Below are 26,956 nucleotides of genomic sequence, written 5' to 3'. Positions count from 1 at the left end.
CGTGCCCATGGCGGCGCCCGTGCCACCCGCGCCCGTCGCGCCGCCCGTTCATGATGCCCAGGCGACGCTCGGCGGCCTCGCGGCGGCTTCCGATGCGGCGGCCGTCGCCGCGCCGCGCCCCGAGCCGGCCGCGCCGGCCATCTCGACGAGCGCGCCTGCGCGGCGCCGTGCGCCGACCTCGGAATACGTCGATTTGATCTGGTTCGACGAACGCGCCCCGCAGCGCGTGCGTCAGCAATCGGCGTGGGCCTCGTACCTGCGGGATCCGCAGCGCCCGACGGAGTGGCTCACGGGCGAGGAGCCGGAGGAGCCGACGCAGGCCATGACGGATCGGCGTGACATCCGGCGCGCGCTCGGCCGCGTGCCTCCGCTCGACGCGGTCGGCATTGCCCGTGTGATGGAGGAGGCCATCGACGAGGATGGGATCTTCGAGCGGCCGCTGGTGATCGTGAATGGCGAGCTCGTGATGACCTCCGACCCGCTGGAGACGCTGAAGACGACGATCGCCGTGGCCTCGCAGCTCGCGGGGGTGGACAAGCGGCTGAAGGAGGCGCTCGACGCGGCGGAGGAGCTTTGCCGTGGACCGCGGAGCGCCGCGGTGCCTCTGCTCGAGGGCGCGCTGTCACGCGTGCGGCAGGCGTTTGCCCAGGCCAATCGGTCGCTCGCGTCGGATTACCTCGAAACGACGGCGCAGCGCATCCTGATCGAGGAGCGGCATTACCTGCGGCGCAAGCTCTTCGGCGGGCAGCACATCGGGGGAATGCTCTCTCTGGGCAGCGGATCGCCCTTGCCGACGTACATGCCGGAGGCGCTCGCCGAGAAGCTCCCGCTCTTCCCGAAATTCCGCGTCCGCGCCATTGCCGAGCCGCACCCGCAGCAGGATCCGGCGGACAACGAGCCGATCACGCTGCGGGTGCTTGCACTGGGTCGTGTGGTGCAATCGCCGGCTGCGGGTCGCGGCGGGCGGTAGGATCAGCCGCCCGGGGTGCCGCCGCCGGTGCTGCCGGTGCCGCCGGAGGGAGGAGGCAACGCGAGTCGAGGCTCTGGCGCAGGCAACGCGAGCTGTCGCGGCGGCGCAGGCAACGCGGGCCGCGGCGCAGGCGCAGGCAACGCGGGAGGGCGAGTTGCCGGGGGAACGGCGCCTCCGCCTCTTCCTACGAACGGCTTCGCCTGCCCGACGCCGCCGAACGCCATCATCGAATACACGTACACCGGGTTGTCCTGGATGGCCGCGATCTTGTTCGCCGTTTCGTAATCTCCTTGTGCTTGCGAAATCATCCCGCTGTACCCGAGTATCTTGTCGCCGGCCGTGACGATGTTCGATAGCGCATCGTAGACCTTCCAGAACTTCACGAATTTCGTCGGGTCGGGCGTCGGCGCGAGCAGCGTGGCCCAGTCGATGACCTCGCGGGTGATCCAGAAAAGCTCCGGCAGCTCGCCCGAGAAGCGCTTCGACTCGACCTGCTTGGACGGGCCGCCATAAAAGACCGTCTCACAGCCCGCCTCCAGCGCGCCGTCACACCACGTGCTCTCCTTGACCCGCGCCGCCTCCCGGCAATTGATGTAAATCGTCTCGCAGCCCGAGATAATCTTCTTGAGATGATCGTGGACACAGAATACGAGGTCCTTGGCGCGTGCGGCGTTTCGACTTCGACCCCCGACGAACACGTTCGGGGACCCCTGCACCACCTGCCCCGCCGTGTATCTCCAGTTCTTGGCGATCTTCTCCAGCGAGCCCGAGCCGTAGACGGCGAGGCTCCCGATGATGACCAACGCCGCTCCGCCCGTGCCGAGGATCAAGATGCCGGCGATCGCCACGGCCGCGAAGCCGACGAGCGCGCCGATGAGGGCGAAGGAATGGTCGATCGGGTCGTCGATCCGGACCGCTTGCTCGATTTTCGATTCGCTCATCGTGGAACCTCTCCCTGAGGGCGCGCTCGCAGCGTGACCGTCGACGCCACGCGCTCGAAGATCGCATCCACTTCGGCCTCCTGCGACAGCGTCCCCGCGACACCCAGCACGAAGAACCGCCCCCCGATCACGAACGACAAGCTCCGCTGGACCACCTTCTGCGACGAGGCCTCGTAATGGACCTTCGAATCGATCGCCGAGAGGCCCGCGCAGAGACGATCCGACCGCGCGACGAGCTCGAAGAACGGGAGCTTGCGCCGCTGCTCCACGAGCCGCTCCTCGAAGCACGCGGTGAAGTCCTTCCCGCCCTGCTCGGTCCGCGACACACCCACGCGGATCGTGCCCTCGGGGCGCGGGTATTCGAGGAGGTTGACGGTCGCGTCGGTCCAGTTCGCGGGCAGCTCGAGGCCTGCCTCTTGTGTGATGTAAAGGCCCAAGAAAGTCCCTCCTCGCCCTACAGCTTCTTCAGACGCAAGCTCGAAAGGAAGCGCTCCATGATCGCGTCGCACTGCGTGCTCTGCGCCCGCGCCGACGTCGCGATCACCGAGAGCATCGTGCCGTAATGGCCGACGAAGAAGTAACGCTGGTAGACCGGCTGGCCATTCTTCATCGCGTGCGCCCGCGCCTCCCGCCCGGGGAGCGCGCCGAGCGGCCGATCCCGCTGCCCGAGGAGTTTTACGCCGGGGATCTTCGCCGCGAAGTCTCGAAGGAGCCTCGACGCCTGCTGCGCGGCCGTCTCCTCCGTGCGCGGCTCGCGCGCGACGAGGAGGTTCATCTGCACGGACCGGGTCAGCGACCCGGGCGGCAGGAACAGGTTCGTGCTGCGATCGACGTACCCGTCGGGCACCTCGAACGAAAACTCGTCGACGTCGTAGATCGCCATCACCTCACCCGAGCCGGATCACTTGATCCGCCTGCACGCTCGAAACGAGCGCCGCCGACTGCGTCGCCACGATGAGCTGGTTGTCCGTGCCGAGCGTCGCGAGCGCCTTCACGAAATCACGCGCCTCTGCGTCGCCGAGGTGCTTCTCCGGCGTGTCGACGAGCACGATAGAATGCCCGACGCCCGCCCGCACGAACGTCGTCGCGAAGAGGAGCGCGTCGAGCTCGCTGTCCGAGAGCTGCGCGAGGCTGTAGGCCCGGCGCTGGCCGTCGAGGAAGACCGGCAGCATCGCGTCCTCGGCGCGATAGAGCCCCCCGAGCTGCTTCGTCGGGCAAAGCGCCTCGAACGCCTTCTTGACGCGGCCCTTCGGCTTGGGTTTGCCCTCGGCGTCCACGTCGAGCCCGAGGGCCGCCTCCACGATGAACCGCACGAGCCCGCTGTACTTCGTGTCGTCGCGGCCGAGCCTCACCATCCGATCGAGGCTGTCCCCGGCCGCCCTCGAGAGATCGATCGACGACGCGAACGGCAGCCGTCGCGACGCGTGGAAATACTCGACCTTGCCGAAGGCCGGATCCGGGATGTACTCGGAGAGCAGCGCCGCGAGCGACGGATCCGGCTCCGGCGGCTCGAGCACGATGTCGCCGAAAAGCGACTCGCTCACGAGGGCGCGCGTGGCCGTGCCAAACCGATCCCGCTCCGTGTTCGAGAGCTCCCACTCGACGCGCACCTTCGCCGTGCCCACGCCGGGGCGCAGGTAACTCGATGGCGGCGCCGTCGGTCCGTACGGCCCCACCTGCTCCTTCGCCGCGACGATCGCCTCGAGGAAGCTCGTCTTGCCGCTCGCGCGCGCGCCCGTGACGAGCACGAGCTCGTGGGCGGCGTCGGTGCGGGGGTTGGTCAGAGAAAACTCCTGGTCCGGCAAACCCCGGAACCCGTCGACCCGAACCTTGCGAACTCTCATGGCTCTCCGATGTATCCCGTGACGGTCGTCGCGTCCTCGATCGCCGCGGGCTGCGGCGGATTGGGGATGCTCACCATCCCTGGGTTGATGTGTACGACCGGCGCCTGAACGATGATCACGCTCGGCAGGATCGCGATGTACGAGTCCGGCGAGGTGGAGAGCACGATCGCCTCCTCGCTGAAGAGCGTGAGCCTCTTCTTCGACATGTGCGTCGCCGTGCCGTTCACCGCCTGCGCGAGGAGGTTCTCCCCGACCTGGTGCTGCTGATCGAGCTTGACCCGCACAGAGCGTTTCTTCGCGACCTTCACCGTCTGCTCGCCGACCACGGTCTCCGTGTCGTCGTTGCCGACGTTGTGCGTGCGATTGTTCTGGATGTTCATCCGGAGGTCGTTCTTGACGAGGCCCGTGAAATCGCGCTCGGCCTGCAGCCGCATGACTTCGCGCCCCGCGGCGTCCTCGAACATGAGCTCGTTGTAGCCGCCCGTCGCGGGCGACGACGCCGATCGGAGCCCGCTCTGCGTCTTGTTCGCCGGCAGCGGGTACGGCACCCTTTGCAGATTCGTGAACACGCGCCCCACGATGATGGGCCGGTCCGGATCGCCGCCGAGGAAATCGACGATCACCTCCTGCCCGATGCGCGGCAGCTGCACGCCGCCGTAGCCCGCGCCGCCCCACGATTGGCTCACGTGGATCCAGCACGAGCTGTCCTGGTTCATCTGGCTCTCGCGATCCCAGTGGAAATGCACCCGCACGCGGCCGAACTCGTCGGTATGGATCTCCTCGCCCGCGGGCCCGACGACCGTCGCGCTCTCCACGCCGTTCACCTTCGGCTTCGGCGTGACGAGCGGCGGGCGGTAGGGGATCTCGGCGCTGCGCGTCTCGAGCCTGTGGAACCACTCGCCGAACGACGTGCCCTCGTAGGTCGAATGCACCACGAGCAGCCGCTTCGAGAGCTCGCGCCGCGGATGATCGACGACGCGCATCACGGTCCCGGGCCGGAGCTCGACGAGGTTCGTGCGGAACGTGGCCTTGTGGGCCTCGGCGCGCTTGGCCTCGAGGCGGATCCGCGCGATGCGCTTGGCCTCCGTCTCGTCGTGCCGCGCCGCGCCTTTGTCGTCGGCGCTCGGCGTGGGTTCGCGCCCGTCGCTGCGGAAGAGGAACGCGCCCGGCACGTAATGGAACCGCTCCATCTGCTGCTCGAAGGCCTCGCCCTCGGCGTGCGTGCCCATGAGCTTGTAGTTCGCCGGCCGCCGGTAATCGTGGTCGAAGATCGTGTACTTGCCGGGCCGCGTGCGTTGCCCGACGCGCACCTCGGTGACGAACTCGAGATCCTTGTCCACCATCGGTTTGTCCACGAACCGGACGGCGGGCTCGCGCGGCGGATTGTCCTGCGGCGCGTCGTGCAGGACGAGCACCGTGTCCTCGCCCTGCTGGTCGAAGGAAAACGAGATCCCCGCCTCCTCGAGCAGCCGGCAGACGAAGGCGTAATCGCTCTCGCCGTACTGCACCCGATATTTTCGTTTCTTGTAGGCGGCCGCGTCGACCTTCTGCACGGGCTCGATGTTCCACTCGCGCAGGACCTGCAGCACGACCTCGAGGTCCGAGAGCTGCTGGAACATGCGGTGGTTGCGCCGCTGCGTGAGGAACCAGAGCTTCGGCACGATCACGAGCTCGTACGTGGAGAGCCCGGCCTCCTCGGACTCGATCTGCTGCATGTGATGGCAGATCCCGCCCCAGGTGCGGTAGGCGGAGGCGAGCAGCCGGTCGCGCGAGAGGGTGAACGTCGCCTCCCGCCCGAGCACGGCCTCGAAGTCGATCTCGGGGTTCGGCGAGAGCGCCACGAGGCGCACCTCGAAGAGATCCGACACCCTCTCCGTGACCTGGAACTTGCGCACGTCGAGCGTGTCCCCCGACGCGACCTCGACGTTCAAGTTGGGGCGCAGGACCTCGCCGGTCGAGAACATCACCATGCTCGTCTCTCCTCGGGCAACGCTACGCGCGGATGATAAAGGAAGATCCTACGAGACGGAAACAACTCCTTCCCGACGGTCTCCCACGCGTCCCATCGTGACCGTGGTAACGTCCCGCCATGGTCGACGTCCGCCTGGTGGGTCCCGAGCATATCGAGGACCTCCTCCTGCCCATTCGCACCGCCTTCGGCATCACCCCGCCGGCAGAGCGCCCCGAGCGCGGGCCCATGACCGAGTTCGAAACGCGATTCGTCGCGTACGAGGAGGGCGCGGTGGTCGGGGGCGGCGGCGCCCTGTCGATCACGCTCAGCGTCCCTGGCGGCGGTGAGGTCGCCTGCGCGGGCCTCACCATGGTCGCGGTCATGCCGACCCATCGCCGCCGCGGCGTCCTCACGGCCATGATGCGCCTCCACCTCGACGAAGCGCGCGCCCGCAAGCAGGCCCTCGCCGCCCTCTGGACCACCGAGGGCCCCATCTACGGCCGTTATGGGTATGGCCTCGCCTCCCTCGCTGGCGATATCTCCCTCGACCGATCCGCGGCCGCGTTCGCCGACGCGCGCCCCCTTCCCTTTTCCGCTCGCCTCGTCCCCGAGGCCGAGGCCGCCGAGCGATTCCCGCCGATCTGGGAGAACGCTCGCAAGCTCCACCCGGGCATGCCTTCCCGCTCGCCCGCGTGGTGGCGAAGGCGGCGCCTCTCGGACCCCGGATCGACGCCGGCAGGCGGGGGCCCTTTGCAGCGCGTGCTCATCGAGATCGACGGCCGTCCCGAGGCGTATGCGCTCTATCACGTCGAGCACAAATGGGACGCACACGTCACGGCCGGCACCGTGAACGTCCTCGAAGCCATGGGCCAAAGCCCCGCCGGCACGCGCGCCGTCTGGCGATACCTGCTCGACATCGACCTCATGCGCAAAGTGACGGCCACGAACCTGCCGGTCGATCATCCCCTGTTCGTCCTGCTCGCCGAGCCGCGGTGCCTGCATTTCACCACGTACGACGCGCTCTGGACGCGCATCGTGGACGTGCCGAGCGCGCTCGCGGCGCGCGCGTACGGGGCGCGCGATTCGATCGTGCTCGACATCGAGGACACGTTTTGCCCCTGGAACACGGGCCGCTTCCGCCTCGACGGCGGCGAGCGCCGCGTGACCCCGACCAACGACGCACCCGACCTGCGCCTGCCCATCGAGGCGCTCGGATCGGCCTACCTTGGCGGGGTCTCGTTCACCCAGCTCGCCGATGGGGGCCGCGTCGAGGTCTTGACCGAGGGCGCGGCGGCGCGGGCCGATGGGCTCTTTCGTTCGGCCCGCGCGCCGTGGTGTCCCGAGGCGTTTTGAAGGATGCGCGTCACTCCGCCGGCGGGGCGGAGGGCGGGTCGAGGCGCGCGAGGTCCGCCTGGACCTGGGCCATCGACGGCAGGCCGAGTTTTTCCGCGAGCTCGAGGTCCATCGGTGCGATCTCGGCCGGCGGGAGATACAGGGTGCTCGCCGGCGTGAGCCGGGCCTCGGCGAGCTCGGCGAGCGGCACCCAGTCCATGCGGGCCGCGCATCCGAGGTACATGGGCGCCTCGTAGATGCAGAGGCGGTGATCGCGGGGATAGAACTGCGCCAGGTAATCGACCAGCACGGCGATGGCGCTGACCTGGACGTCCATCAGCGCCTTGACGTGCCCGAACGAATCGGGCTGCCACAAAATGAGCGAGGCCGTCGTGTCCGGGCGACGGCGGGTGAGCACGAAATGGGTCGCCTCGTAGCTTTGACAGCCGTACGTCGCCGGATCCAGGCCGAGATCGGCGAACAAACAATCCTCGGCCGAAATCCCGGGCAGCATGCGGGCCTCGTACCCTTCCGTGCGTAGCTTCCGGATGGCGGCGTGCGCCGGATATGCGAAGACGCCCGGGTGGCCATAATAAGCGGCGCAGGTGCGCTGCCCTTTGCGCACGCAATCGACCATTCGATCGGTCATCTGCCGGTAGGTCACGTACCGCGGTTTGCCCTTCTCGTACAGGCCTTCCAGGGTCTGGGCCTCCGGCTTGAGCTTCAGGATCGCATTCTCTGCAACCAGGTCCGCGACGAGGTAGAGGACCGTATCCGCCCATTTGATCCAGGCGACGGCCTCCGGGGTGATGTGTCCCACCGTTTGTATGCCCGTCCCCACGACGACGAGCGATCCTTTGTTCATCGAGCGTTCTCCTCGCAGAAGAGAGCCCGGCGGCGCCCCATCGTGGAGCGCGCCGGGCATGAACACGAGAGCGGTGAGCTAGACGGAAGCCTGCAGAGGATAACCCGCGTAGACCTGGATGACCTTGTGGGCGCATTCCGCCGGGTACGAGGAATAGTAATAAATCGTGCCGACCTTGTGCGCGCGGCCCGCCGCGTCGCCGTCCACCACGCGGGCGTGAATGGCGTTCTGGTCCGTGCTCTCCAGGGCCTTCTGATCCTCGGCGCCGAGTCCGGCGGCCTTCATCGTCCCCTGCGGGTCGGCGACGTAGGCCGCGAGCTTCGCGGGGTCGAGCACCATCTCCGACAGAAAGTCGTTCAACAAGCTCGTTTTCATGGGTATCACTCCTCAGATGGAGTTCGGCCCGTGGATGTATCCCACGGAACCGCGCTCGACGGCAGGCTACGACCCGCCGCCGAGGAGACGCAACCACGCACACCGTCGGTTTCCTGCTGTCGGGATCGCCTGACGCCCTCGAAAACAAGCTCTTCAGCCTCTTCCCCCGCCTCTCCGATCGCCCTTCACTCGCCTGCTCTTCCCCCTTCGCCCACCCCGTCTTCTTTCGTGGTATGGTCCGCGCCCCCATGAGGAAGACGAGCCTCGACACCGTACTTCGCGTCAAATGCAAACATCGCGTGGGCCAGCTTGCCCGCCTTGCCACGGTCGTGGCCGAGCAGGGCGGTTTGCTTGGTGACATCACCACCTTGCGCATCGTGGAGAGCGATACGCTGCGCGAGATCACCGTCGAGACCCAGGACGAGGAGCAACGCGACCGCGTCATCGAGGCCGTGCGCGCGATCGACGGCGTCGAGCTGCTCGACGCGATCGACCGCGTCTTCGACATGCACAAGGGCGGCAAGCTCCACATGACGAGCCGGATCGAACTCCGGCATCAGCGCGACTTGCGTTACATCTACACGCCGGGCGTGGCCCGCGTCGCGCGTGCGATCGAGCGGGAGCCCGAGCGCGCGCGGCACCTCACGGGGATCGGCAACTCGGTCGGCATCTTCACGAACGGCACGCGTGTCCTCGGCCTCGGCCACGTCGGGCCGCTCGCGTCGCTGCCGGTCATGGAAGGAAAGGCCGTCCTTTACGACAAGTTCGTCGGGATCAGCGCCTCGCCGATCCTCGTCGACACCCTCGATCCGCGGGAGTTCGTGGACACGGTCCTGCGCCTCTCGCTCACGTTCGGCGGCATTCACCTCGAGGACATCCGCATCCCGGATTGTTACAAGATCGAGGAGGAGCTCATCGAGCGCCTCGACAAACCCGTCATGCACGACGACCAGCACGGCACGGCCACGGTCGCGCTCGCCGCGCTGCTCAATGCGTGTAAGATGACGGGCGTCTCGCTGGAAAAGGCGCGCGTCGGGCAGATCGGGCTCGGCGCGGCCGGGAGCGCGATCGCCCGGCTCATGATGGCGCACGGGGCGCGCGACGTGCTCGTGACGGATCGGTCCGAGGAGGCGATGGCGTGGCTCAAGGGCCTCGGCGCGCACCCGGTCGATCTGCCGACGCTCATGCGCGAGGCCGATATCGTGATCGCGGCGACCGGGAGGCCGGGGCTCATCGATCCGAAATGGATCCGGCCGGGGCAGGTCATCTTCCCGCTGTCGAACCCGGACCCCGAGATCGAGCCGGTCGACGCGCTCGCGGCGGGCGCGGCATACTGCAGCGACGGGCGCAGCATCAACAATGCACTCGCCTTCCCGGGCCTGTTCCGCGGCGCGCTCGCCGTGGAGAGCCGCGCGATCACGCCGGAGATGCGCATCGCGGCGGCGCGCGCGATCGCGTCGTGCGCCGAGAAGGGCGAGGTCGTCCCCTCGCCGCTCCTGCCGCACGTGCACGAGGCCGTGTGCGAGGCCGTCGTCGAGGCCGCCCGCGCGCAGGGGCTCGAAGGCACGGCGCGGCTCACGCCCCGCCGCTGACGAGAGGCTTCGAGCCGTTCAGGATGACGCGCGCCGTCGCGCCATCTTCCACCGTTCCCCACATTCGACCGAGACGACGGCACTGCGTGGCGGCGTGTGCTCCGCTCGGGTTCTGGGAATCGGGACGGTGGCCCGCCCCCCGCTTCCTGGCGCGCGGTGCGCAAAATCCGCCCATCGCCCCCCGGTTCCACGACCTTCCACGACCGAAGCCCTATATCAGGGCAACCGCTCGGCGCGCGCCCCCATGCATCGGCCTCTCCGAGCCCCGCCTCTCCGCGCGCCCTCTCGTCGTCGAGCCTCGCGCCGCCCCTCTCACGGCGGCGGATGGCCATCCCCGAGCCCCGTACGAGCTCATTATCCTGCACGCCGCGCGGTCGTTCGTGCCCTGGCCGCGCCTCGAACCCGGCTGCCATCGCGCGTCGAGGCCCGGTGCGTGCTTTCGCATGACCGCTCGCCCCCGCGACGAAGCCTGCGTGGCCCTCCCGCACGAGCGCGCTTGCCCAGGTGACACCCTCGTCGGCCTGTCCGCGCGCAAGATTTCAACGTCGAAAGCCCTCCCCCAGGCCCCCGTTCGCCTTGACGTCCCCGCCGTGGAGCAGCGAGGATGCCTACCATGATTGTCCACCTGTCCGATTTCATCCAATTGGTACAGTTTCCAACGGGCCGCCGTACCTACACATTCTATCGGGTATACGACATCGCGATCGCGCTTTCCGCTCCTGCCATCGCGGCCCTCGCCGCGGAGGCCATCGTCGCCGACGAGAAGACCCTCGCGCTCGAGCAGCGCTGGGCCACGAAGCGGCGGGCCGGTACGCCCTCGGCCAAGCAGCTCCGCGATCAAAAAGCGCTCCAGCGTGTCGATATCCAGCTCGACAACGCCCTCTCCGGCCTGCGCGGCGCGGGGGAGTCCCTGCTCAAGGGCGCCGACGAGGACGAGGACAAGGAGCTCATCGCCGACGTGGAGTCCCTCCTCCATGCCATTTTCCCGAATGGCGTCGCTGCCATCACGAATGCCCCGTACGACGTCGAGCTCGCCCTCGTGAAGGCGATCGTCGGCAAGCTCCAGGGAGACCTCGCGCCCCTCGTCGAGAAGCTCGGGCTCGGCGTCAATGCCGCGCGCATCGCCAAGCTCGCGCAGAAGTACGACGAGGCCCTGAAGGCCGTCGACAACCTCGATTTCGGCGTGGTGAAGGCCGCGCGCGAGGCCGGGCAAAACTATCTGCTCCGCATCGTGGCCAAGATCCTCGGCACGTACGACGAGCCCACGGGCGACCACCCGCAGAAGCGGGCCGCGCTGCTCGCGCCCGTCATCAAGCAAAGCGAGGCGATCCGGAGCCATATCCGCGCGCGTCGGAGCGCCCCCGACGTCGATCCGAAGACGGGTGAGGAGCAGCTCCCCGAGGAGACGACGGGCGCGGGCGGGGCGGAGGAGCCGCCCCCGGCCCAGGGGGGTTGAACGGAACGCGTGGTTGGCCTCGCCTGTCGATTTTCCGTTACCATTTCGGGGGTGCGGGCAAGAGGCAGGTGAGGCCGATCGTGAACGACTCTGCACTCCTCGCCACGCTACAAGTGGAAGCGCGGTGTGAGCGAAGGAGCTCGTCGTTGACGAGGTTCTGCTGGGCGTCCTAGTCTGGATCGCGGAGGTGGGGCATGAGAACGGTGGTACCGCAGCGAGCGGCGGCGGTCGTGTTCCTGGGCGCGCTTGCAGTTCTGGTGGTCCAGGGCTGCGTGATAAAAATTGGGTCAGGGACGGGGGACTGGACCGATGGGGAGGGGACGAGTTCGGGCGGGAGCACGACGAGCGGGGAGACGGCGGAGGCAGGAGGCGGGGAGGTGACCTCAGAAGAGGAGGCTCAGGCGGCGTTTGCCAAGGCGGATCCCGTGGAGGTCGCCCGAGCGACGGCCATTGCATCCTACGCGGCTGTGAAGACGGCGAGCCTCGTGGAGGCGCAAGTATTGGATCCCCAAGCCGTCGATCCGGTCGTCCTCGAGCAACTCGTGAACCAGGCTGCGCCGATCGCAAGCGACGAGGCGCTCGCTTGGGTGGACACGCTCGACGTCGAGGCGCTGGCGCAGTCCATCCATCCAGATTTTTCCTGCCCTGAAGAACCCTACCTTTGCCCGTGACACGCCAAGTGTGAATGGCTCCTCCCGAAAGGCACGTTCTGCGTGGTTTCCGGGTGCGGGCTCGGTTCGTGCCCCGTGTGCCCAGTCCTGTTCAAGAACCTCATCGTCGACTCGTGGTGCTCCTATGGCTGTCTACACAATGGCCAGGTCATTGGTGGGGCGTTCACGCTGAAGACACGTTTTCGTGACCTGGGGCCGATCTGTATCCCGCTGTAGAGCGCCCATGCAAACACCTGCCAACGATTCATGGCCCTGGCAATACGCCGACGTCATCAACGCCGGCGGATGGATCTACGTGCTGGCAGCCCCGCGTCTCTGGTCCGTGCTGCGGCGTATCCCCCCGAAGGAGCACGTTCTTCGGCTGGTCGATGCATTCGCGCAATACGCCTACAGCGACCACTGCTATCACTCCATTCCGCATTCTGCATCGCGTCCCGACCCGTCACGCCGCGGGCCTGCGGCCGCGCGCCTGCGTGATCTCCTCGTCCAGTGGAACCCGCCGGAGGTCACCCCCGCCATCCAGGAAGCCGCGCGCGCGGTTCTTTGCGAGGAGCGTATCGCGTTGGCGGATGTCCCGTGGGAGGAACGCGGACCCTATGAAGACGAAGTCCCGGTCGAGGCGGGCCTGCTCTGGCCCGAGGGCTCCTGGAACGAACAGGCATTTCGAGACGCCGGAGGTCCGCCACCCGCTCCGGGCAAGCCGCGTCCTCCGCGCCCCGGTCCCCGCGTGCTGCGCCACGAACCCATGACCACCGCAGAATGGGCGAGGAGCGACGAACCCGGGGAGCTTTTCGACGGTGTGCTCGTCGAGGAGGAAGCCGCGACGCCCGCGCATGAGGCCGCCGTTGCGTGGATTCTCCAAGCCTTGCGCGCTTGGGCCGAGCCGAGGGGGGCCAAGGTATTCGGACCAGGTCACAAACTCGTGGTTTCGGAGCGCATGGGCATGGTGCCCGATGCTTGTGTTTTCATGGCGCGTGATCCCCGAGACGGCGAGGCGGTCGTCAGCAGGACGAGGCCCGCGCTCGTGGTGGAGGTGTTGAGCCCCGACCCCGTCGACATGGCGCGAGACCGTGTCCAAAAGCTCCCGGCTTATCGGGGCGCAGAGATCGCCAACGTCTGGGTCGTCGACCCGGTCATGCACATCGTGGAGTGCTTCGAGCGCTCGCCAGACGGGCAGCACCTCCTGAGGTATGTGGGCGAGAGCGGCACGTTCACGCCGCCAGGTTTCGAGGGGATGGCGCTCGATCTGGATGCCTTGTGGGCAGAGGTCGACCGAGTCGCGCCATCACCTGCTTCCTGAGCCCCGCCGCGTTCTCTCCGCAGCCTGGATCTCGTCCAGCGCTTGACGAGATGAAGTCGTATGGATTGGATCCGAACTGACCCACGCGCGCCGGATGCCGAGCGAGTCGAGATCTGATGACACAGGTATCGCTCGACCAGCCGGCTTCTTCATCCGAACCGCGGCGCGGGGCGCTCCTCGTCGCAGCAGGCATCCTCCTTTCTCGCCTGGTCGGCCTCGCACGCCAGCGCGCGCTCGCTCATTACTTCGGCACTTCGATGGCAGCGGCGGCCTTCGCGGCCGCGCTGCGCATCCCCAATTTCCTGCAAAACCTCTTCGGTGAAGGCGTCCTTTCGGCGTCCTTCATTCCGGTCTACGCGGCGCTCACCGGCCGTCGCGAGCAGGAAGAAGCCGACCGCGTCGCCGGCGCGGTCTTCGGATTGCTCTCGCTCGTCATCGGGCTGCTCACCGCCCTCGGAATGATCGCGCTGCCGTGGCTCATGGCGCTGATCGCGCCCGGCTTCGTCGGCGAGAGTTACGAGCTCACGGTGCGGCTCGTGCGGATCGCGTTTCCGGGGACCGCGCTCCTCGTATTCTCCGCGTGGTGCCTCGGGGTGCTGAACAGCCACCGCCGGTTCTTCCTCTCCTATGCTGCGCCCGTCGTCTGGAACTCGACGATCATCCTGGCGTTGCTCGTCGCGGACGCGGAGGACGCCGCAGAGCTCGCCGTCATCGCGACATGGGCCACCGTCGCGGGCAGCGCGCTCCAGTTCGGCGTGCAGCTCCCCGCGACGCTCCGGCTCCTCGGTCACTTCCGCCCCTCGTTCGGCATCACGAACCCACACGTTCGCCAGGTCGTCCGAAATTTCGTGCCCGTGATGTTCGCGCGTGGCGTCGTGCAATTGAGCGCCTACATCGATCTTGCCTACGCCTCTCTGCTCTCTGCGCGCGCGCTCGCCGCGCTCTCCCAGGCACAGAACATCTCTCTTCTGCCGGTCAGCCTCTTCGGCATGGCCGTATCGGCGGCCGAGCTCCCGGCCATGTCTCAGGTGAGCGGCACCGCGTCCGAGGTAGCCAGGGCCATGCGGACACGAATCGATGCAGGCTTGCTTCGCATCGCGGTCCCGGTCGTGCCCTCCGCGATTGCGTTCCTGATGCTGGGCGACGTCGTCGCAGCCGCCATCTTCGAGACGGGCGCGTTCCGCGCCGCCGACACGCGTTACGTGTGGTACTTGCTGATGGGCTCCGCCGTCGGCCTGCTGGCGTCGACCTCCGGCAGGCTCTATGCGTCCGCCTTCTACGCGCTCAAGGACCCACGTACCCCATTTCGGTTGGCCGTCGTGCGCGTGGCGTTGACCGCGGCCCTGGCGTTCTACTCCGTCCGTTACCTGCCCGCGCAGCTAGGCCTTCCGCGCGACCTCGGCGGCGCCGGGATCACCGCGAGCACGGGCCTCGTCGCTTGGTTCGAATACTTGCTGCTCAAGCGGTTCCTCGGTCAGCGGATCGGCCCCACCGGGCTCGGGCGGGGCGTGCTGGCGAAGCTGTGGGGCAGCGCGATCGGCGCGGCGACGCTCGCGCTCGGATTGAAGTGGGCGCTCGGCCGGCTGCTCGGAGTCCGCGACGCCGCAGCAGCGGAGTGGGGCGGCACGTTCCTGATGCCACCGGCGCTCCACCCGGTGCCCGCTGCCATCGTGATCCTGGGCGTCTTCGGCGCGGCCTACTTCGGCCTGGTGATCCTCTTGGATGTGCCGTTCGCGCGAGAGATGATCCGACGGCGGCTCCCGGCGCGCCTCCGTGGAAAGACGTAAATTCAGCCCGCCTCGCTGACCGAACCTTCGACCGCTCCACGTGCCATCGCACGCCTCTTGCCTCCTTTCGCCCTCGAGACACGCGGAGGGCAGACCATGCGCGCGCTACCCTGGGGAATCCTCTACCTGGCGGCCAGCCCGGCGCTGGTCCCGCCCTGCCCCACCGACCTTCCCGGCTTTCAGGACTGGCACGAGCGAACGACGCGCGCCTTTTTTGCCAGCAATCTCGAAGGCGAAATCCTCGTCGAGATCGCCACGACGTTGAGGCGCTGCAGCCCGCAGCTCGAGGCAGTTCCCGCCGCCCGAAAATGCATGAGCAACTTTTCGAGCTTCTTCGAAGCGGTGACGCGGGACAAACTGGTGAGCGGCCACCAGATGGGCGCTTCGATTCCGGACGAGCAATACTTCTCCGAAATGCCGTATCCCGAGATGCTGGAGCTACCGGCGGAGCTGAAGGATCAAGAGCTTCTCCGGTGGCTCGACGAAAACGACGACGCATCCATCACGAGCGCGCTCTCGTACATCGATGGAATCAACGCGACGATCCCCGACCCGCGACTCCAATGGATCGCTTTCATCTACACGTCGCAGCATCTGCCCACCCCCGACGGCACGCGTTCGCTCGGCCGGTTCTTCGTCTACGTTCCGCGCAAAGACTTCGACCAGTACATCCAGTTCGGGCTCCAGCAGGATCCCGCCGGCAAGCCGCCGAATGGCGTCTCGGTCGTGGCCGTCCAGAAAACGGCAGCGGGAACGGGCGAGGTGCTGAAAATACCGCGCGCGAGATTGAAGGACTTCTGGCGGAAGCGCGACGGCGGCAGGATCGAGATCGGCACACGACTCGACGAAACCGGCATCGCCGAGAACTGCTACACCTGCCACAAGCAGGCCACCCTTCCCATCACGCCCGATCCCCTCGAATTCGACGAGGCTCGCTTCGGCGAGAAGTTGAACCTCGTGAACGCGCGGATGGCGAGCCATGGCGCCCTCGACCTCGACGGATTCACGCGCTCGGCTTACGGGCCGCCGATGGGTCCCCGGACCTCGCCGCTGCGAACGCCGGAATTCCTCGCCGCTTGCTCCGCCGGCCGGGTCGCGCCGGAGCGGCTCGCGCGGCTCGGAGAGGCCATGCAATGCGCCACTTGCCACGATGGCCATGTGCGCGGGGAGCTGAATTATCCGAGCGGGATCCATGCGCAGCCCCAGGGCGGGACGCTGGTGAGCTTTTATGTCGTGAATCACAAGAAGATGCCGCTCGGCGCGACCGACCTTTCCGAGCCCGAGCGCCACGCCCTGGTGGAGTGCCTGAATGCCGAGTACTATCGAGGTTTCGGCGATCAGCCCGGGATCCTCCAGGCGTGGATGCTCGAGGAGGATTGCTGGCGGGAGGCCATGCGCTAGCCAGTGATCGCCACGACGGTCACCAGCATCCCCTGCACCTTGTAAAGCAATCGCCGCGCGCCCATGCGGTTTTGCAGGTGTCCATCCTTTCGACCGTGAAGCGCCATCACCCCGCGTGGCACCGGATCGAAGGCGAGCGCGTCGATCTCGAGCGACAGCTCCTCCCGCTCGGCCGGCCCGAGCGCTTCGAGGTCTCGCACCGCGCGCGCGAGCAGCTCGATGTCGCGAACGTCCCTCCCTCGTCCGCGTCGGCTCGCGCGCGCCGCGTTGCCTCGCCAGGACACCGGCTCCTCGTTGCCTTGCTCGGCCCAGGCCGCGGTGATCGCCTCGTCGTCGATGCGCAGCGCGAGCTCCTCGGCGAGCTTGGCCACGAGCTCCGCCGGGAGCGGCGCGTCCCCCTTCGAGAGCCGCTCCGCGAGCGCCGAAAGCACCTCGGCCTGTGCGGCCCGAACGTCCTCGTTTCCGCGCGTCTCGTCCATCATCGGGCCCACGATACACGAACGTGCCCGCCGCGAGCGACCCGTGGTAGGGTCGGGCCGTGCGCCTCTCGCCCCTCGTGTTCGTCCTCGCCCTCTTCGCGGGCAGCCCGCGTCCGGCGTCGGCCGAGGCGCCCCCGGAGACCACCGCCGACAAGCGCCGCTGGTGCGCGGCCGAGCTCCCCGCGCTGCCGAACGAGGTCTGTTACTTCGTCCCGGAAAAACCCGCGCCCGGGCCGCGCACGCTCATCATTCACCTGCACGGCGTCGTCCAGCCCGATACGAACGATCAATGGAACTCGCAGCGCAACGCCGCGCGGGTGGGCGCGACGTACGGCCATACCGTGATCATGCCGCGCGGACGCCGCGGGATCGGCCCGAAGACGATGGAGTCGTGGTGGGCCTGGCCGACGAGCATGGACGCGCGCCGGATCCACGAGGACGCGCTCGTCGCGGAGTGGACGGCCGCGCGGCAAGCGCTGGAGCAAGCCGCGGGCAAACCATTCGAGCGCGTCTACGTCTTCGGATTCTCGAACGGCGCGTATTACGCGACCTCGCTCGCGATGCGCGGCCGGCTCGACGTCGCGGGTTATGCGCTCTTCGCGGGCGGCTCGGGCGCGCCGTATCACGAGACGGAGGCGAAGGAGACGAAGAAACGGGCGCCGATCGTGGTCGCGTGGGGCGCGGGGGATCCCTCGCACGACAAGCAGAAGGCGCTCGCGAAGATGCTGAAGCGAATGCGCTGGCCGCACCTGGAGATCGGGCGTCCTCGCGCCGGCCACGCGATGACGGACGAGCAGGTCGAGAAGGCGCTCGCTTTCCTCGGCAAGCACTGACGTTCGATTTTACGGAACGCCGTGAAGCTGGACCACGCCCGCTACTCGCAACCGCGCCGGATGTGCTAACCTCGGCGCGTGGCGAAGGAACGGGGGCGCGAACTCGGGGCGATCGCGGTCGCGATCGTCGCGCACATGCTCTTCTTCGCCGTCGCCCCGCGCGGCCCCGCGCCGGGGGCCGAGGTGCTCACGCCCCGCGTCGAGCCGCCGGCGGATACGACGGTCGATATCGAGGAGGAAGGCACGCCCGGCACGGTGATACGCGCGCCGGCTCCCGCACCCGAGCAGACGCCCACGCCCGAATCGGCCCGCGTGGCCGTGCGTGCACCTGCGCCCGCGCCCGCGCCCGAACCCGCGCCCGAACCTGCGCCCGCCCCCGAATCCGCTTCCGCGCCCGCGCCTGCGCCCGCCCCCGAATCCGCGCCCGCGCCCACGCCCCCCGCGCCGAGCCCTCCCGTCGACGAATATGGCGGCGCACCCGCGCCCGCGCCCGTCGTCGGCGCCCTCCCCGGCCTGGGTTCGCCGGTCTGGGCCGTCCCGGGCGTCGTCCCCGGCGCGCCGGCAGCGCGGCCCGCGCCCACCACCATCGAGGCGGCGCGCCCCGTCGACTCCGATATCGCGAGCCGCGTCATTGCCGGCACCCTTCACAACAAGGACAAATCCACCGGCATCGACGTCCCCGCGGCCGGCGTGGTCGCCTCCACCATTGCGAACGCCGTCCGCGGCTCGGCGGTCAAGGACGCCCGCGCCACGTTCGAGGTCAAGCTCGACGCGCAAGGCAAGGTCGAAGGCGTTCGCCTCGTCAGCACGACGGACGCCAATGCGAACCACTGGACCGGCGTCGTGGAGGCCGTGAAGAGCGGCCTCGCCGCACGGTCCTTGCAAATGGGCTCGGACAAACAGGGCGTCACGGTCGTCGTCAAGATCGAGTCGAAGGTCCAGTATCCGGCCGGCAGCAAGGTGAAGGGCGAGATCAAGCCGCTCTGCGCGAACGAGGTCATCGAGCAGCTCGCGCAGGCGATCCAGGACGGGATGTCGCAGGGCGGCGGCGGTGGTTACACGCGCGGCGTGCGCGACGATCAGGGCCGATTCATCCCGTACAGCGACCTCGACGAGGAGCGCAAGCGCCTCTTCTGCATTCCGATCGGCATCGCCGGCGGGGGCGACCTTTCGAACTTCGGCGGCGCCCACATGTACAACGTCGTGAGCTCCTCGTTCACGATCAAGCGCGCCGGAGAGCAAGCCTTGCCCGCGGATACGCCGCTGCCCGTGGATCGGAGCGCCCCGTGGGTCCCCGCCGCGCCGGGCAAGACGCGCCCGCCGCCGCCGCCGAAGAAAAAGAAAAAAAAGAAGCCTTGAGGGCCGGCTCGGGCGGACGCGCCTGCACGGCGGGGGCACCGTTTACTGCATGCACGCCTCGTACGAGTAGAACTGGTCCCAGTCGACGGGCGCCCTGCAGGAGAGGTTGTAGTAGCAGCACAGACCGGTCACGGGATCCTTCGCCCATGCCGATATTTGAGGGCATTCGTGCTTGACGTTTCGCGGCAGCGGGCACTCGGGTGGATTGTAGTGGCACTTTTCCCGCGAGATGGGCGCCATGGGGGACCAGCACAGGCACGCGTCACAGTAGCTGCCTCCGATACACTCGCCGCAGACGCCGGTGTCCGGATGAAGACAACACTCCGGGATCGGGAGCGTCGGGTCGAGCGTCTCCGCAGCGGGGGCCTCGATCTCCTGCGGCGGCTCGACCGCGCACGCAGCGACGAGCAAGCCCTGCGCGGCGAGGGCCAGCGGTAGTACATACGCAAAACGAGACGAAGGTCGGCGCATCGTGTCCTCCTGGAGAAGTGGTCACACCAGATACCATTTTCCAGACTACGATGACGCATCCCCCTGTGGCAAGGCGTCGGCTTCGCGAACGCGTATCGACCGGTCGTCCCGTCCCCGCGCGACGAGCTTACTTGCCGGCCCTCGGATCCACGGGGATCACCTCGACCTCGACGGGACCCGGCTTCTGCCCTTTGACGTAGACCCGCGGCTGGTTCATGACCGAATACCAGAAATTGCCGTCCGGCGCGGCGATGAAGCCGCTGATCGTGTAGTTGTCGAACGGGTCGAATTTCGACTGATCGGCCTGGATCTCGAACGCATAGGGCGCCGGCCCCGAGAGCTTTTTCTTGATCTTTCCGAGCTCCACGCGCTCCGTCTTGCGGATGTTGCCGCCGGAGAGCGTCAGGATGAGCTCGAAATCGGGGGATTCGATCGGCTTTGCATTCTCGGCCAGGCGAACGAGCCCGGTGATGGTGCCGCCCGTCCACTCGGATTGCTCCACCGGCGCATCGTCGGCCGGCGGCGTGGAGGGCAGCGTTGGTTCGGGCGTCGCGGGGTCGGGCTCGGCGGAGCCTCCGCAGCCGAGAAAGACAACGGCGGCCAGGGCGATCACGAAGGGCTTCATCGGGCATCCCTTATCGCGACGGCGCGGGCCGTTCAACGGATGGGGACGCGTTTCTGCCTTTCAATATCTTTCACCGTCTCGAGCGCCTGAATCTGCGCGTCGAGCGTCTGCCGCTGCCTTCGCAGCCGCTCGATTTGCGCGACCGTATCGACCGTGACGAGGTCCGGCTCCTTCGCGGCGATGTCGACCATGCTCGCGACGCCGAGCGCGCTGCTCGCGCTGGCGAGCCCGTCCGCGACCGCGCCGGTCGCGCTCGGGAAGGTCGTTGCGCTGCTTTGCTCAAGCCGCACGAGGCGGCCTTTCGTGTCGAACCCGAGCGCGAGCTTGCGCTTGGCGAAGGCGGCCGGATCAAAGGATACGGTCGCCGGAGACTCGCGTGGATCCATCACGTCGATGATCCGCGCGTCCACGATACGAATCCCCTCGTACGACTCCCCGATCCGCCCTCCGTCCGGATCCGCGATCTTTCCTTGCGAAAGCAGCCGCAGCGTGGCCGCGCGCGACGGACGATAGAACACGCGCCCTTCCGCGACTTCCTCCTCGACCGGCGCCGCGCTCTTCGGGGTTTTCGGCGGCGTACCGCGGTCGGGGGTCAAGGCGATCGCGATGCGGGTCGCGTTCCAGAGCTCCAGCATGGCCGGGTGCTTCGCGAGCTTCGCCGGCACGTCGGCCGATTGCGTGCCCTCGGGAAGCGTGGCTTCTTCGGGGATCTCCGCGACGTCGAAGACTCGCACCACGTCCCGCGTGATCGACTCCGGCGCGAACCGTTGCTCCTCGGCGAAGGCCTCCCGCCGGGCCTCGAAGGCGGAGGTCACCTCCTTGCGTTCTTCGAGGGCCGCGCGGAGCGAGGCGTCGAGCAAGGCGCGCTTCGATTCGAGCGCGGCGAGCTCCTTCGCGTCCGCGGCGCCGATCTTGTCCTCGACCTCCTTCTTCGTTTTCCTGCGCTCGCTCGCGATCGCGTCGAGCTCGTGTCCGCGCAAAAAGAGCTTTCGACCCTCCGCGTTCGCGGCGAGGAAATACAAGGTCTGCATGGGCAAACCTTCGAGGTCCTCGCACGGAAACTTTGCAGCCGAAGGATCTGCGCGGAGCTTTCCACACACGAACGTCCGCGCGGCCTCGGTCCCGCGATCCGCGAGCCCGACCAAAAAGCCGGCAATGGTGGCCGCCGCTTCCAGCGTATCGGCGACGACCTGCCCCTCGCGCCCCGTGCTCTCCACGTTGATCGACTTGAGCAGACCATTGCCATACGTCTCGACGGCCAGCGAATCGTCGGACGTGTGGCCCGGTTCGAGGTGGAGCGCATAAAACTCCCGCGTGTCCGGCACGTGCAGAACCGTGACCGTCGCCGCGCTCTGCTCCACGTCGAACGGCAGGCTCTTCACCTTGAACTCGTACAGCCCCGCGTCGTTTTTCTCGTACGAAACGCTCCTCCGCGACGTGAGCGTGGTCCGGACGCCGACCTCGACCAGCGTCTTCGGCAGGTGATACCGGATCCCCTCGGGCGCGGCTTCTCCGTACGCGTGCGGGCCGCTCCCGATCATACGCGTGCCCCCGCAGCCGAACGCCGGCAGGGCCGCGAGCGCCGCCGCGAGGACGAAAAACCGTGCCGCGCGTTTCGCCTCATCGATTCGCATCAGAGAATCACCATCGTCCCGAGCGTCTGCCGCATGTCTCGCAGATCCTGCGCATACCCCGGCGGCGCCGTCGCCAGCCATTCCTCGACGCGCCCGAGCCAGCGCGCGCGAATCTCGTCCACGACTTTCGGATCGAGCGTCTCGACGACCGCGCGCACGGTCTCGGCGTCGAACTCGCGCCACCGCTGCCGCCCCTCCGGCGAATGCCAGCGCGGCTTGCCCTCGAACCCGACGACGAGCCGCGCCCCGAGCCCCGCGAGCCGCGAAAGAAGCGGCCCCGCGCCCGTATCGCAGCACATGAAATGCAAGGCGCGGTTCTCCGCCCAGAGCCTGAGCTCGTCCTCGGGGAAATCATCGGCGAGGAGGAGGCCCTTCGGCGAATTCGTGTCGAGGACCCGGCTCGGCTCGCCGTGCGAGGTCACGAGGATCGCCGCATAAGGTCGCCCCTCTTCCGCGGCGGCGCGAAGCGCGGCGACGACGGTGCTGCGCTCGGTGAGCGTGCGGCCGAAGCGCACGACGCGGCCGCCGAGGCCCGCGTAAAGCGAATCCCGCATCCGCTGGATCTCGACCGTGTCCTCGTCGTACGCGCTGTCGATCGAGAGGACGCGGCGCTCGATCCGCGGGCCGGATTCGACGGGCAACGTCATGCCATGCCCTTCGCTTCGAGCCATTGCCGCGCGAGGCCGTCGATCTCGGCTTCGAGCGGATGGAAATCGCGCCGGAGATAGGACTTGATGCCCCGCAAGAACACGCGCTGGCCGATCGGATGCTCGCGGAGCTTGCGCAGCTCGGCCCGGAGATCGACGTCGCCGCGGCGGCGGTCCTGCTCGAGGAGCACGAGCGTCCCGGCGATCCAGAAGGCCGCGAGCGTCGAGGCGGCGAGGGCCATGCCGGCGACCCGCAGCGCGTAACTCGGCGCGACGGTGCCGAGCACGTCGAACGCGACGGCGCGGTGCTCGATCTCCTCGGCCGCGTGCCAGAAGAGCAGGTCGCGCAGCGCCGGGTGGGCCCGATCGAGGAAGCGCTCGCGGAGCGCGTTCTCGGCCATGATGGCGGTGAAATGCTCGGCCGCCGCGGTGACGGCGAGGCGGAACGCCGGCGGGAACGCGGGTTCGAGGATGCCGTACGCGATCTTCTCGTAGACGCGGAGGAACGGCTTGATCTCGTAGCCCTGCTCCTCGAGGCGCTCGAAGAAGCGCTCGTGCGTGCGGGCGTGTCGGCCCTCCTGGGCGAAGAAACCTTTCACCTGGGCGCGGAGCGCGGGGTCTTCGAGTTTGTCGAGGTAATGGTGGACGCTGCGCACGAAGAAACGCTCGCCCGCCGGGAACAGCAGATTGACGCCGTTCGCGATGTGCGTCGCGAGCGCGTTGCCCCCGAACCAGTGGCGCGGGACGGTCTCGTCGAAGTCGAGGCCGGGATCACGAGGCTTGATGGCGGGACGTTCGTGGGAGGTCTGCATGGCCGAGTCCTGGGACGATTCGAGGGTACCCTCACGCCCTTGCCCGGTCAACGCGATGCTCCCGAGAATCGCGGCAAGCCGGATGCTCCGAGGTGCAGGCTTTCGCCGCGCGTGATCCGGCCATTTTCATCGCCGCCGACTTGCGCCAAACTCCCCGCCGCGATGTCCGCCCGAACCGCACTCCTCCTCGCCACGCTCTCGCTCACGGCCTGCTCGGCCGCGGAAACCCCGACGCCCGAGCGCATCTCCACGCCCGCCGCCGTTCCCGCGGCCGCCGCCGCCCCCGCGACCGCCTCCGCTGCCGCCGCAGCGACCGCCTCCGCTCCCGCGACCGCCTCCGCCCCCCGCGATCCGAACGTCGACAAACTCCAGATCGCCGCGCAGGTCGACTCGCATGCGTACGACATGGTTCGTTCGCTCGTCGACGAGGTCGGGCCGCGGCTCGCGGGGTCGCTCGGGGACAAGGCCGCCGTCGCCTGGGCCCTCCGGACCATGAGGGAAAAAGGGCTCGAAAACGTGCGCGCCGAAAAGGTCATGGTCCCGCATTGGGAGCGCGGCGCGGAGAGCGGGCGGATCGTCGCGCCGTATGCCCACACCCTCGCGATCGCCGCGCTCGGCGGGAGCATCGGGACGCCCGCGAAGGGACTCGAAGGCGAGATCGTCATGGTCGAGTCGCTCGACGCCATGGCCGCCATGGACGAGGCCAAGGTCAAGGGCAAGATCGTCTTCTTCTCGGCCCCCATGACCCGCACGAAAGACGGCTCGGGCTACGGCAAGGTCGCCGGGATGCGGTACCGCGGTGCGATCGCCGCCGCGAGGAAAGGCGCGATCGGCATGCTCCTCCGCTCGATCGGCACCGACCACGACAGGCTCCCTCACACGGGCGGCATGGCCTACGACAAGGACGTCCCCAAGATCCCGGCCGCCGCGATCTCCGTGCCCGACGCGGAGCTCATCGCGCGCCTGGTCGGTCAGGGCAAACCCGTGCGCGTGAGCTTCTCGCTCGGCGCGAAGCTCCTGCCCGACGCCGAGAGCGCGAACGTGATCGGCGAGGTGAAGGGGCGCGAGAAGCCCGACGAGATCGTCCTCATCGGCGCGCACCTCGACGCGTGGGACCTCGGGCAAGGCGCGATCGACGACGGCGCCGGGTGCGCGGCCGTCCTCGAGGCCGCGAAGCTCGTGCTCGGCCTCGGCGCCCGGCCGCGGCGCACGATCCGCGTGGTGCTCTTCGCCAACGAGGAGAACGGCCTGCGCGGCGCGGTCGCGTACGCCAAGGACCACGCGGCCGAGCTCGACAAGCACCAGCTCGCCCTCGAGATCGATCTCGGCGCGGGCCGCGCGCACACGACGCGGTTCCTCGTCGCGGAGACTTCGCGGCCCGTGGCCGAGCGGATCGCGAGCCTCCTTTCGCCGCTCGGGATCCAGTACGACAAGGGCCTGGCGCACGGCGGCGCCGACCTCATCCCCTTGCACGCCGCGGCCGTGCCGATCGTGGATCTGCACCAGGACGCGACGAACTACTTCGACGTGCACCACACGGCGAACGACACGCTCGACAAGGTGACGAAGGAGGATCTCGATCAGGTCGTCGGGGCCGTGGTCACGGTTGCATGGGCGGCTGCCGACGCGGAGGAGACGTTCGCCCGCGTGCCGGAAGAGCTGCGAAAGCGCTGAACAACGCGCTTTTCGAGGGCGACCGCGCCGGCCTATAGTCGCTCGATGCGAATCGGTATCGGCTGGAAAATGCTCGTCCTCGGGACGTTCTTGGGGCTCGTCGCGTGCGGCGCGGAAGAGCCCCCTCCCAACGCCACGACGAGCGGCACGGGCGGCAGCGGCGGCAGCGAGCCGAAGCTGCCCCCGGCGCGGTGCGGCGAGCTCTGCGATCACGTCTCGCAGATCAAGTGCTTCGTGTGGGCGGACTGCGCGAAGGATTGCGCGGCCTACCTCGACGCGGACGAGGCGTGCGAAAGCGCGTTCGAAACGCTGCTCGGCTGCTGGGCGGATCAGAAAGCGGATTTCACGTGTATGCCGTCGCAGGTCGTGCCGCCGGCCGGCTGCAAGGCCCAAGAGGACGCGTTCCAAGCCTGCGCGCAGGGACAAACGCGGAGCGATACGGCCGCGTGCACGGGGCAAAGCGGCACGGATGCCCCCGACGCGTGCACGAGCGCGACGACCTGCGCCGGGGTGGGCGAGCTGCGCGCGACGTGCGCGCGGCTGGCCGACGGGACGACGTGGCAGTGCGCCTGCCGCTCGAATACCTCCCTGCTCGGGACGTGCACGCAGCCTTCGGGCCAATGTGACAATCAAGAGGGTTGCTGCGCGGCATTTTTCTACTGACGTCGACGGAAAAACCCACCCACGTTGCGCGAGGTGCGCTGCGGGTCCGTCGACGACGGGTGTGTCGCGGCCACCCTCGAGGGCTCGCCCGTGACAGCGCCCCCTGAACGGAGGGCACGGAGGAAGAAAAACCCGCCATCGACCCTCGACGCGGACGCGCCTCCGCGTTACAGGGGCGGACCATGAAAACCACGGTATCGTTTGTCGGGATGCTCTCCCTCGTCGCGAGCGCTTTCGCATGCGGCGGCGGGGAGCCCGAGGTGAAGGATCCGTCGACGGAAACGGCGAAGCCGGCCGAGACGACGGCCACGACGCCCGAGCCCGCGGCCACGACGGCCGCGACGACGACGGCCACGACGACCACGACCGAGGCGAAGAAGCCCGCGCCCCCGCCGCCCGTCGTCGAGGACATGAAGCCGAGCGAGGACCCGAAGCCGCTGCCGAGCGTGAAGATCACGGCGCCGAAGAACGACGCCTCGATCGGCGACCTCGCCAAGGCAAAGGACTTCGAGATCAAGCTCGACGTGAAGGACTGGGCCACGGTCGAGAAAGGGCCGCACGTCCACCTGATCCTCGACGATCTCCCGTACAAGGCGATCTACGACACGAAGAAGCCCGTGAAGGTCTCCGAGCTCCTGCCCGCAGGCACCGAGCTGAAGGAGGGAGAGCACACGCTCGTCGCGTTCGCGAGCCGCGCGACGCACGAGTCGGTCAAGGGCAAGGGCGCCCAGCAGCTCGTGACGTTCTGGGTCGGCAAGAAGGGCAAGAGCACGTTCGACCCGAAGAAGCCCCACGTCGTCTACAGCCGGCCCAAGGGCGAAAACAAGGGCGCGATGGGCCAGGAGCTGCTCATCGATTTCTATCTCTTCGGCACGGCGCTCGACAAAGGCGAGAAGGTCAAATACACGATCACCGGCCCGAGCCTCACCACGCCGCTCACGGGCGAGTTCACCACCTGGGCCCCGAAGGTCGCGAAGAACCTGCCCAAGGGCGACTACGAGGTCACGGTCGAGCTCGTCGACAAGGACGGCAAGCCCATCGAGGGCCCGCTGACGAAGACGACGCGCAAGGGAATCTCGCTCGATCCCGAAGCCGCCGCGAGTGATCCGCACGCCGGCCACGGCACCGAGCCCGCCCCCGCAAAGAAGTAAATCGCAAAGCGTCGCGCCGGGGTTTCACCCCGGACCCCGACCAGGGGTTGTCCACCCCTGGACCCGGACCAGCGCAAGCGCTGGACCCAGGGCGACAGCGCGCAATGCGCGCTGTCGACAGGG

At 68.2% G+C, this 26,956-nt stretch carries 25 protein-coding genes and 1 pseudogene; 13 read left to right on the top strand and 13 right to left on the bottom strand.

All coding sequences use genetic code 11. The features are described 5' to 3' along the window. A pseudogene (locus tag QHF83_RS48365) lies at positions 1 to 970 on the top strand (hypothetical protein); the annotation flags it as partial. A 2-nt stretch (positions 971 to 972) separates the two neighbouring features. Here the strand turns inward: QHF83_RS48365 and QHF83_RS48360 are convergent. The 5 genes from QHF83_RS48360 to tssI are packed head-to-tail and all read right to left on the bottom strand — an operon-like array spanning position 973 to position 5,725. Next, positions 973 to 1,911 carry a PAAR domain-containing protein gene (locus QHF83_RS48360; RefSeq protein WP_282424939.1) on the bottom strand — a complete coding sequence of 313 codons (939 nt, stop codon included), beginning with the start codon at positions 1,909 to 1,911 and terminating at the stop codon, positions 973 to 975. Further along, positions 1,908 to 2,348 (bottom strand): DcrB-related protein, encoded by a 441-nt coding sequence (locus tag QHF83_RS48355; RefSeq protein WP_282424938.1) that lies wholly within the window; start codon positions 2,346 to 2,348, stop codon positions 1,908 to 1,910. The genes QHF83_RS48360 and QHF83_RS48355 overlap by 4 nt, the downstream gene beginning before the upstream one ends. A gap of 17 nt (positions 2,349 to 2,365) precedes the next feature. Beyond that, the gene (locus QHF83_RS48350) at positions 2,366 to 2,794 is read right to left on the bottom strand and encodes a DcrB-related protein (RefSeq protein ID WP_282424937.1); all 429 of its coding nucleotides are present in this window, start codon (positions 2,792 to 2,794) and stop codon (positions 2,366 to 2,368) included. Positions 2,795 to 2,798: 4 nt separating this feature from the next. Next, positions 2,799 to 3,755, bottom strand: a complete 957-nt coding sequence (locus QHF83_RS48345; protein WP_282424936.1) for a hypothetical protein — start codon at positions 3,753 to 3,755, stop codon at positions 2,799 to 2,801. Then, a complete protein-coding gene (gene tssI, locus QHF83_RS48340) occupies positions 3,752 to 5,725 on the bottom strand; it encodes a type VI secretion system tip protein TssI/VgrG (RefSeq protein WP_282424935.1) in 1,974 nt (657 codons plus the stop codon). Before tssI ends, QHF83_RS48345 begins: the two co-directional genes overlap by 4 nt. 119 nt (positions 5,726 to 5,844) lie before the next feature. On the opposite strand from tssI, the gene QHF83_RS48335 reads away from it, so the two are divergent. Beyond that, on the top strand, positions 5,845 to 7,059 hold the full coding sequence (locus QHF83_RS48335) for a GNAT family N-acetyltransferase (RefSeq protein ID WP_282424934.1): 1,215 nt from the start codon (positions 5,845 to 5,847) through the stop codon (positions 7,057 to 7,059). Positions 7,060 to 7,069: 10 nt separating this feature from the next. Here QHF83_RS48335 and QHF83_RS48330 read toward each other — a convergent pair whose 3' ends face one another. Together QHF83_RS48330 and QHF83_RS48325 are read right to left on the bottom strand one after the other, a co-directional pair. Beyond that, on the bottom strand, positions 7,070 to 7,903 hold the full coding sequence (locus QHF83_RS48330; RefSeq protein WP_282424933.1) for an SAM-dependent methyltransferase: 834 nt from the start codon (positions 7,901 to 7,903) through the stop codon (positions 7,070 to 7,072). 78 nt (positions 7,904 to 7,981) lie between these two features. Then, a complete protein-coding gene (locus QHF83_RS48325) occupies positions 7,982 to 8,278 on the bottom strand; it encodes a hypothetical protein (RefSeq protein ID WP_282424932.1) in 297 nt (98 codons plus the stop codon). Positions 8,279 to 8,526: 248 nt separating this feature from the next. Between QHF83_RS48325 and QHF83_RS48320 the strand changes: the two genes are divergently transcribed. The 6 genes from QHF83_RS48320 to QHF83_RS48295 all read left to right on the top strand — a co-directional run bounded on the left by QHF83_RS48320 (position 8,527) and on the right by QHF83_RS48295 (position 16,485). Continuing rightward, positions 8,527 to 9,870, top strand: a complete 1,344-nt coding sequence (locus QHF83_RS48320) for a malic enzyme-like NAD(P)-binding protein (protein WP_282424931.1) — start codon at positions 8,527 to 8,529, stop codon at positions 9,868 to 9,870. Positions 9,871 to 10,483: 613 nt separating this feature from the next. Further along, positions 10,484 to 11,326, top strand: coding sequence for a hypothetical protein (locus QHF83_RS48315; protein ID WP_282424930.1), 843 nt, complete (start codon positions 10,484 to 10,486; stop codon positions 11,324 to 11,326). Positions 11,327 to 11,703: 377 nt separating this feature from the next. After that, positions 11,704 to 11,997 carry a hypothetical protein gene (locus QHF83_RS48310; protein ID WP_282424929.1) on the top strand — a complete coding sequence of 98 codons (294 nt, stop codon included), beginning with the start codon at positions 11,704 to 11,706 and terminating at the stop codon, positions 11,995 to 11,997. 223 nt (positions 11,998 to 12,220) lie between these two features. Further along, positions 12,221 to 13,297 carry a Uma2 family endonuclease gene (locus QHF83_RS48305; protein ID WP_282424928.1) on the top strand — a complete coding sequence of 359 codons (1,077 nt, stop codon included), beginning with the start codon at positions 12,221 to 12,223 and terminating at the stop codon, positions 13,295 to 13,297. Positions 13,298 to 13,413: 116 nt separating this feature from the next. Beyond that, complete coding sequence (gene murJ, locus QHF83_RS48300; protein ID WP_282424927.1) at positions 13,414 to 15,084, top strand: murein biosynthesis integral membrane protein MurJ; 1,671 nt, start codon at positions 13,414 to 13,416, stop codon at positions 15,082 to 15,084. Positions 15,085 to 15,180: 96 nt separating this feature from the next. After that, on the top strand, positions 15,181 to 16,485 hold the full coding sequence (locus QHF83_RS48295; protein ID WP_282424926.1) for a hypothetical protein: 1,305 nt from the start codon (positions 15,181 to 15,183) through the stop codon (positions 16,483 to 16,485). Here QHF83_RS48295 and QHF83_RS48290 read toward each other — a convergent pair. After that, the gene (locus tag QHF83_RS48290) at positions 16,482 to 16,967 is read right to left on the bottom strand and encodes a hypothetical protein (RefSeq protein WP_282424925.1); all 486 of its coding nucleotides are present in this window, start codon (positions 16,965 to 16,967) and stop codon (positions 16,482 to 16,484) included. The two genes, QHF83_RS48295 and QHF83_RS48290, sit on opposite strands and share 4 nt — an antisense overlap. 56 nt (positions 16,968 to 17,023) lie before the next feature. On the opposite strand from QHF83_RS48290, the gene QHF83_RS48285 reads away from it, so the two are divergent. Both QHF83_RS48285 and QHF83_RS48280 read left to right on the top strand, forming a co-directional pair. Further along, the gene (locus QHF83_RS48285) at positions 17,024 to 17,797 is read left to right on the top strand and encodes a dienelactone hydrolase family protein (protein WP_282424924.1); all 774 of its coding nucleotides are present in this window, start codon (positions 17,024 to 17,026) and stop codon (positions 17,795 to 17,797) included. Positions 17,798 to 17,875: 78 nt separating this feature from the next. Beyond that, positions 17,876 to 19,156 carry a hypothetical protein gene (locus QHF83_RS48280; RefSeq protein ID WP_282424923.1) on the top strand — a complete coding sequence of 427 codons (1,281 nt, stop codon included), beginning with the start codon at positions 17,876 to 17,878 and terminating at the stop codon, positions 19,154 to 19,156. Positions 19,157 to 19,198: 42 nt separating this feature from the next. Here QHF83_RS48280 and QHF83_RS48275 read toward each other — a convergent pair whose 3' ends face one another. From QHF83_RS48275 to QHF83_RS48255, 5 genes are all read right to left on the bottom strand, one after another. Further along, on the bottom strand, positions 19,199 to 19,627 hold the full coding sequence (locus tag QHF83_RS48275; RefSeq protein ID WP_282424922.1) for a hypothetical protein: 429 nt from the start codon (positions 19,625 to 19,627) through the stop codon (positions 19,199 to 19,201). 127 nt (positions 19,628 to 19,754) lie between these two features. Next, positions 19,755 to 20,252 (bottom strand): hypothetical protein, encoded by a 498-nt coding sequence (locus QHF83_RS48270; RefSeq protein WP_282424921.1) that lies wholly within the window; start codon positions 20,250 to 20,252, stop codon positions 19,755 to 19,757. 32 nt (positions 20,253 to 20,284) lie between these two features. Then, positions 20,285 to 21,886 (bottom strand): hypothetical protein, encoded by a 1,602-nt coding sequence (locus QHF83_RS48265; RefSeq protein WP_282424920.1) that lies wholly within the window; start codon positions 21,884 to 21,886, stop codon positions 20,285 to 20,287. Beyond that, entirely contained in the window at positions 21,886 to 22,533 is a 648-nt protein-coding gene (locus QHF83_RS48260; protein WP_282424919.1) for a hypothetical protein, read from the bottom strand. Before QHF83_RS48260 ends, QHF83_RS48265 begins: the two co-directional genes overlap by 1 nt. Continuing rightward, complete coding sequence (locus tag QHF83_RS48255; RefSeq protein ID WP_282424918.1) at positions 22,530 to 23,345, bottom strand: metal-dependent hydrolase; 816 nt, start codon at positions 23,343 to 23,345, stop codon at positions 22,530 to 22,532. Before QHF83_RS48255 ends, QHF83_RS48260 begins: the two co-directional genes overlap by 4 nt. Before the next feature lie 162 nt (positions 23,346 to 23,507). Here QHF83_RS48255 and QHF83_RS48250 point away from each other — a divergent pair, with 162 nt between their 5' ends. From QHF83_RS48250 to QHF83_RS48240, 3 genes are all read left to right on the top strand, one after another. Next, entirely contained in the window at positions 23,508 to 25,019 is a 1,512-nt protein-coding gene (locus QHF83_RS48250) for a M20/M25/M40 family metallo-hydrolase (RefSeq protein WP_282424917.1), read from the top strand. A gap of 45 nt (positions 25,020 to 25,064) precedes the next feature. Then, positions 25,065 to 25,682 carry a hypothetical protein gene (locus tag QHF83_RS48245; RefSeq protein ID WP_282424916.1) on the top strand — a complete coding sequence of 206 codons (618 nt, stop codon included), beginning with the start codon at positions 25,065 to 25,067 and terminating at the stop codon, positions 25,680 to 25,682. 182 nt (positions 25,683 to 25,864) lie between these two features. After that, positions 25,865 to 26,833, top strand: a complete 969-nt coding sequence (locus QHF83_RS48240) for a hypothetical protein (RefSeq protein WP_282424915.1) — start codon at positions 25,865 to 25,867, stop codon at positions 26,831 to 26,833. The last annotated feature ends 123 nt before the right edge of the window (positions 26,834 to 26,956 follow it).

The organism is Polyangium sp. 15x6, assembly GCF_029960785.1.
In the GTDB taxonomy this organism is placed as follows: domain Bacteria; phylum Myxococcota_A; class Polyangia; order Polyangiales; family Polyangiaceae; genus Polyangium.
The sequence above is the reverse complement of the archived record's forward strand: the minus strand, read 5'-3'. Positions and strand labels throughout refer to the sequence as shown.

Coding starts and splice junctions, on each gene's coding strand:
- QHF83_RS48360 (WP_282424939.1), bottom strand. CDS start 1,911: ATGAGCGAATCGAAAATCGAGCAAGCGGTCCGGATCGACGACCCGATC.
- QHF83_RS48350 (WP_282424937.1), bottom strand. CDS start 2,794: ATGGCGATCTACGACGTCGACGAGTTTTCGTTCGAGGTGCCCGACGGG.
- QHF83_RS48345 (WP_282424936.1), bottom strand. CDS start 3,755: ATGAGAGTTCGCAAGGTTCGGGTCGACGGGTTCCGGGGTTTGCCGGAC.
- tssI (WP_282424935.1), bottom strand. CDS start 5,725: ATGGTGATGTTCTCGACCGGCGAGGTCCTGCGCCCCAACTTGAACGTC.
- QHF83_RS48335 (WP_282424934.1), top strand. CDS start 5,845: ATGGTCGACGTCCGCCTGGTGGGTCCCGAGCATATCGAGGACCTCCTC.
- QHF83_RS48330 (WP_282424933.1), bottom strand. CDS start 7,903: ATGAACAAAGGATCGCTCGTCGTCGTGGGGACGGGCATACAAACGGTG.
- QHF83_RS48325 (WP_282424932.1), bottom strand. CDS start 8,278: ATGAAAACGAGCTTGTTGAACGACTTTCTGTCGGAGATGGTGCTCGAC.
- QHF83_RS48320 (WP_282424931.1), top strand. CDS start 8,527: ATGAGGAAGACGAGCCTCGACACCGTACTTCGCGTCAAATGCAAACAT.
- QHF83_RS48315 (WP_282424930.1), top strand. CDS start 10,484: ATGATTGTCCACCTGTCCGATTTCATCCAATTGGTACAGTTTCCAACG.
- QHF83_RS48305 (WP_282424928.1), top strand. CDS start 12,221: ATGCAAACACCTGCCAACGATTCATGGCCCTGGCAATACGCCGACGTC.
- murJ (WP_282424927.1), top strand. CDS start 13,414: ATGACACAGGTATCGCTCGACCAGCCGGCTTCTTCATCCGAACCGCGG.
- QHF83_RS48295 (WP_282424926.1), top strand. CDS start 15,181: ATGCGCGCGCTACCCTGGGGAATCCTCTACCTGGCGGCCAGCCCGGCG.
- QHF83_RS48290 (WP_282424925.1), bottom strand. CDS start 16,967: ATGATGGACGAGACGCGCGGAAACGAGGACGTTCGGGCCGCACAGGCC.
- QHF83_RS48275 (WP_282424922.1), bottom strand. CDS start 19,627: ATGCGCCGACCTTCGTCTCGTTTTGCGTATGTACTACCGCTGGCCCTC.
- QHF83_RS48270 (WP_282424921.1), bottom strand. CDS start 20,252: ATGAAGCCCTTCGTGATCGCCCTGGCCGCCGTTGTCTTTCTCGGCTGC.
- QHF83_RS48265 (WP_282424920.1), bottom strand. CDS start 21,886: ATGCGAATCGATGAGGCGAAACGCGCGGCACGGTTTTTCGTCCTCGCG.
- QHF83_RS48260 (WP_282424919.1), bottom strand. CDS start 22,533: ATGACGTTGCCCGTCGAATCCGGCCCGCGGATCGAGCGCCGCGTCCTC.
- QHF83_RS48255 (WP_282424918.1), bottom strand. CDS start 23,345: ATGCAGACCTCCCACGAACGTCCCGCCATCAAGCCTCGTGATCCCGGC.
- QHF83_RS48250 (WP_282424917.1), top strand. CDS start 23,508: ATGTCCGCCCGAACCGCACTCCTCCTCGCCACGCTCTCGCTCACGGCC.
- QHF83_RS48245 (WP_282424916.1), top strand. CDS start 25,065: ATGCGAATCGGTATCGGCTGGAAAATGCTCGTCCTCGGGACGTTCTTG.
- QHF83_RS48240 (WP_282424915.1), top strand. CDS start 25,865: ATGAAAACCACGGTATCGTTTGTCGGGATGCTCTCCCTCGTCGCGAGC.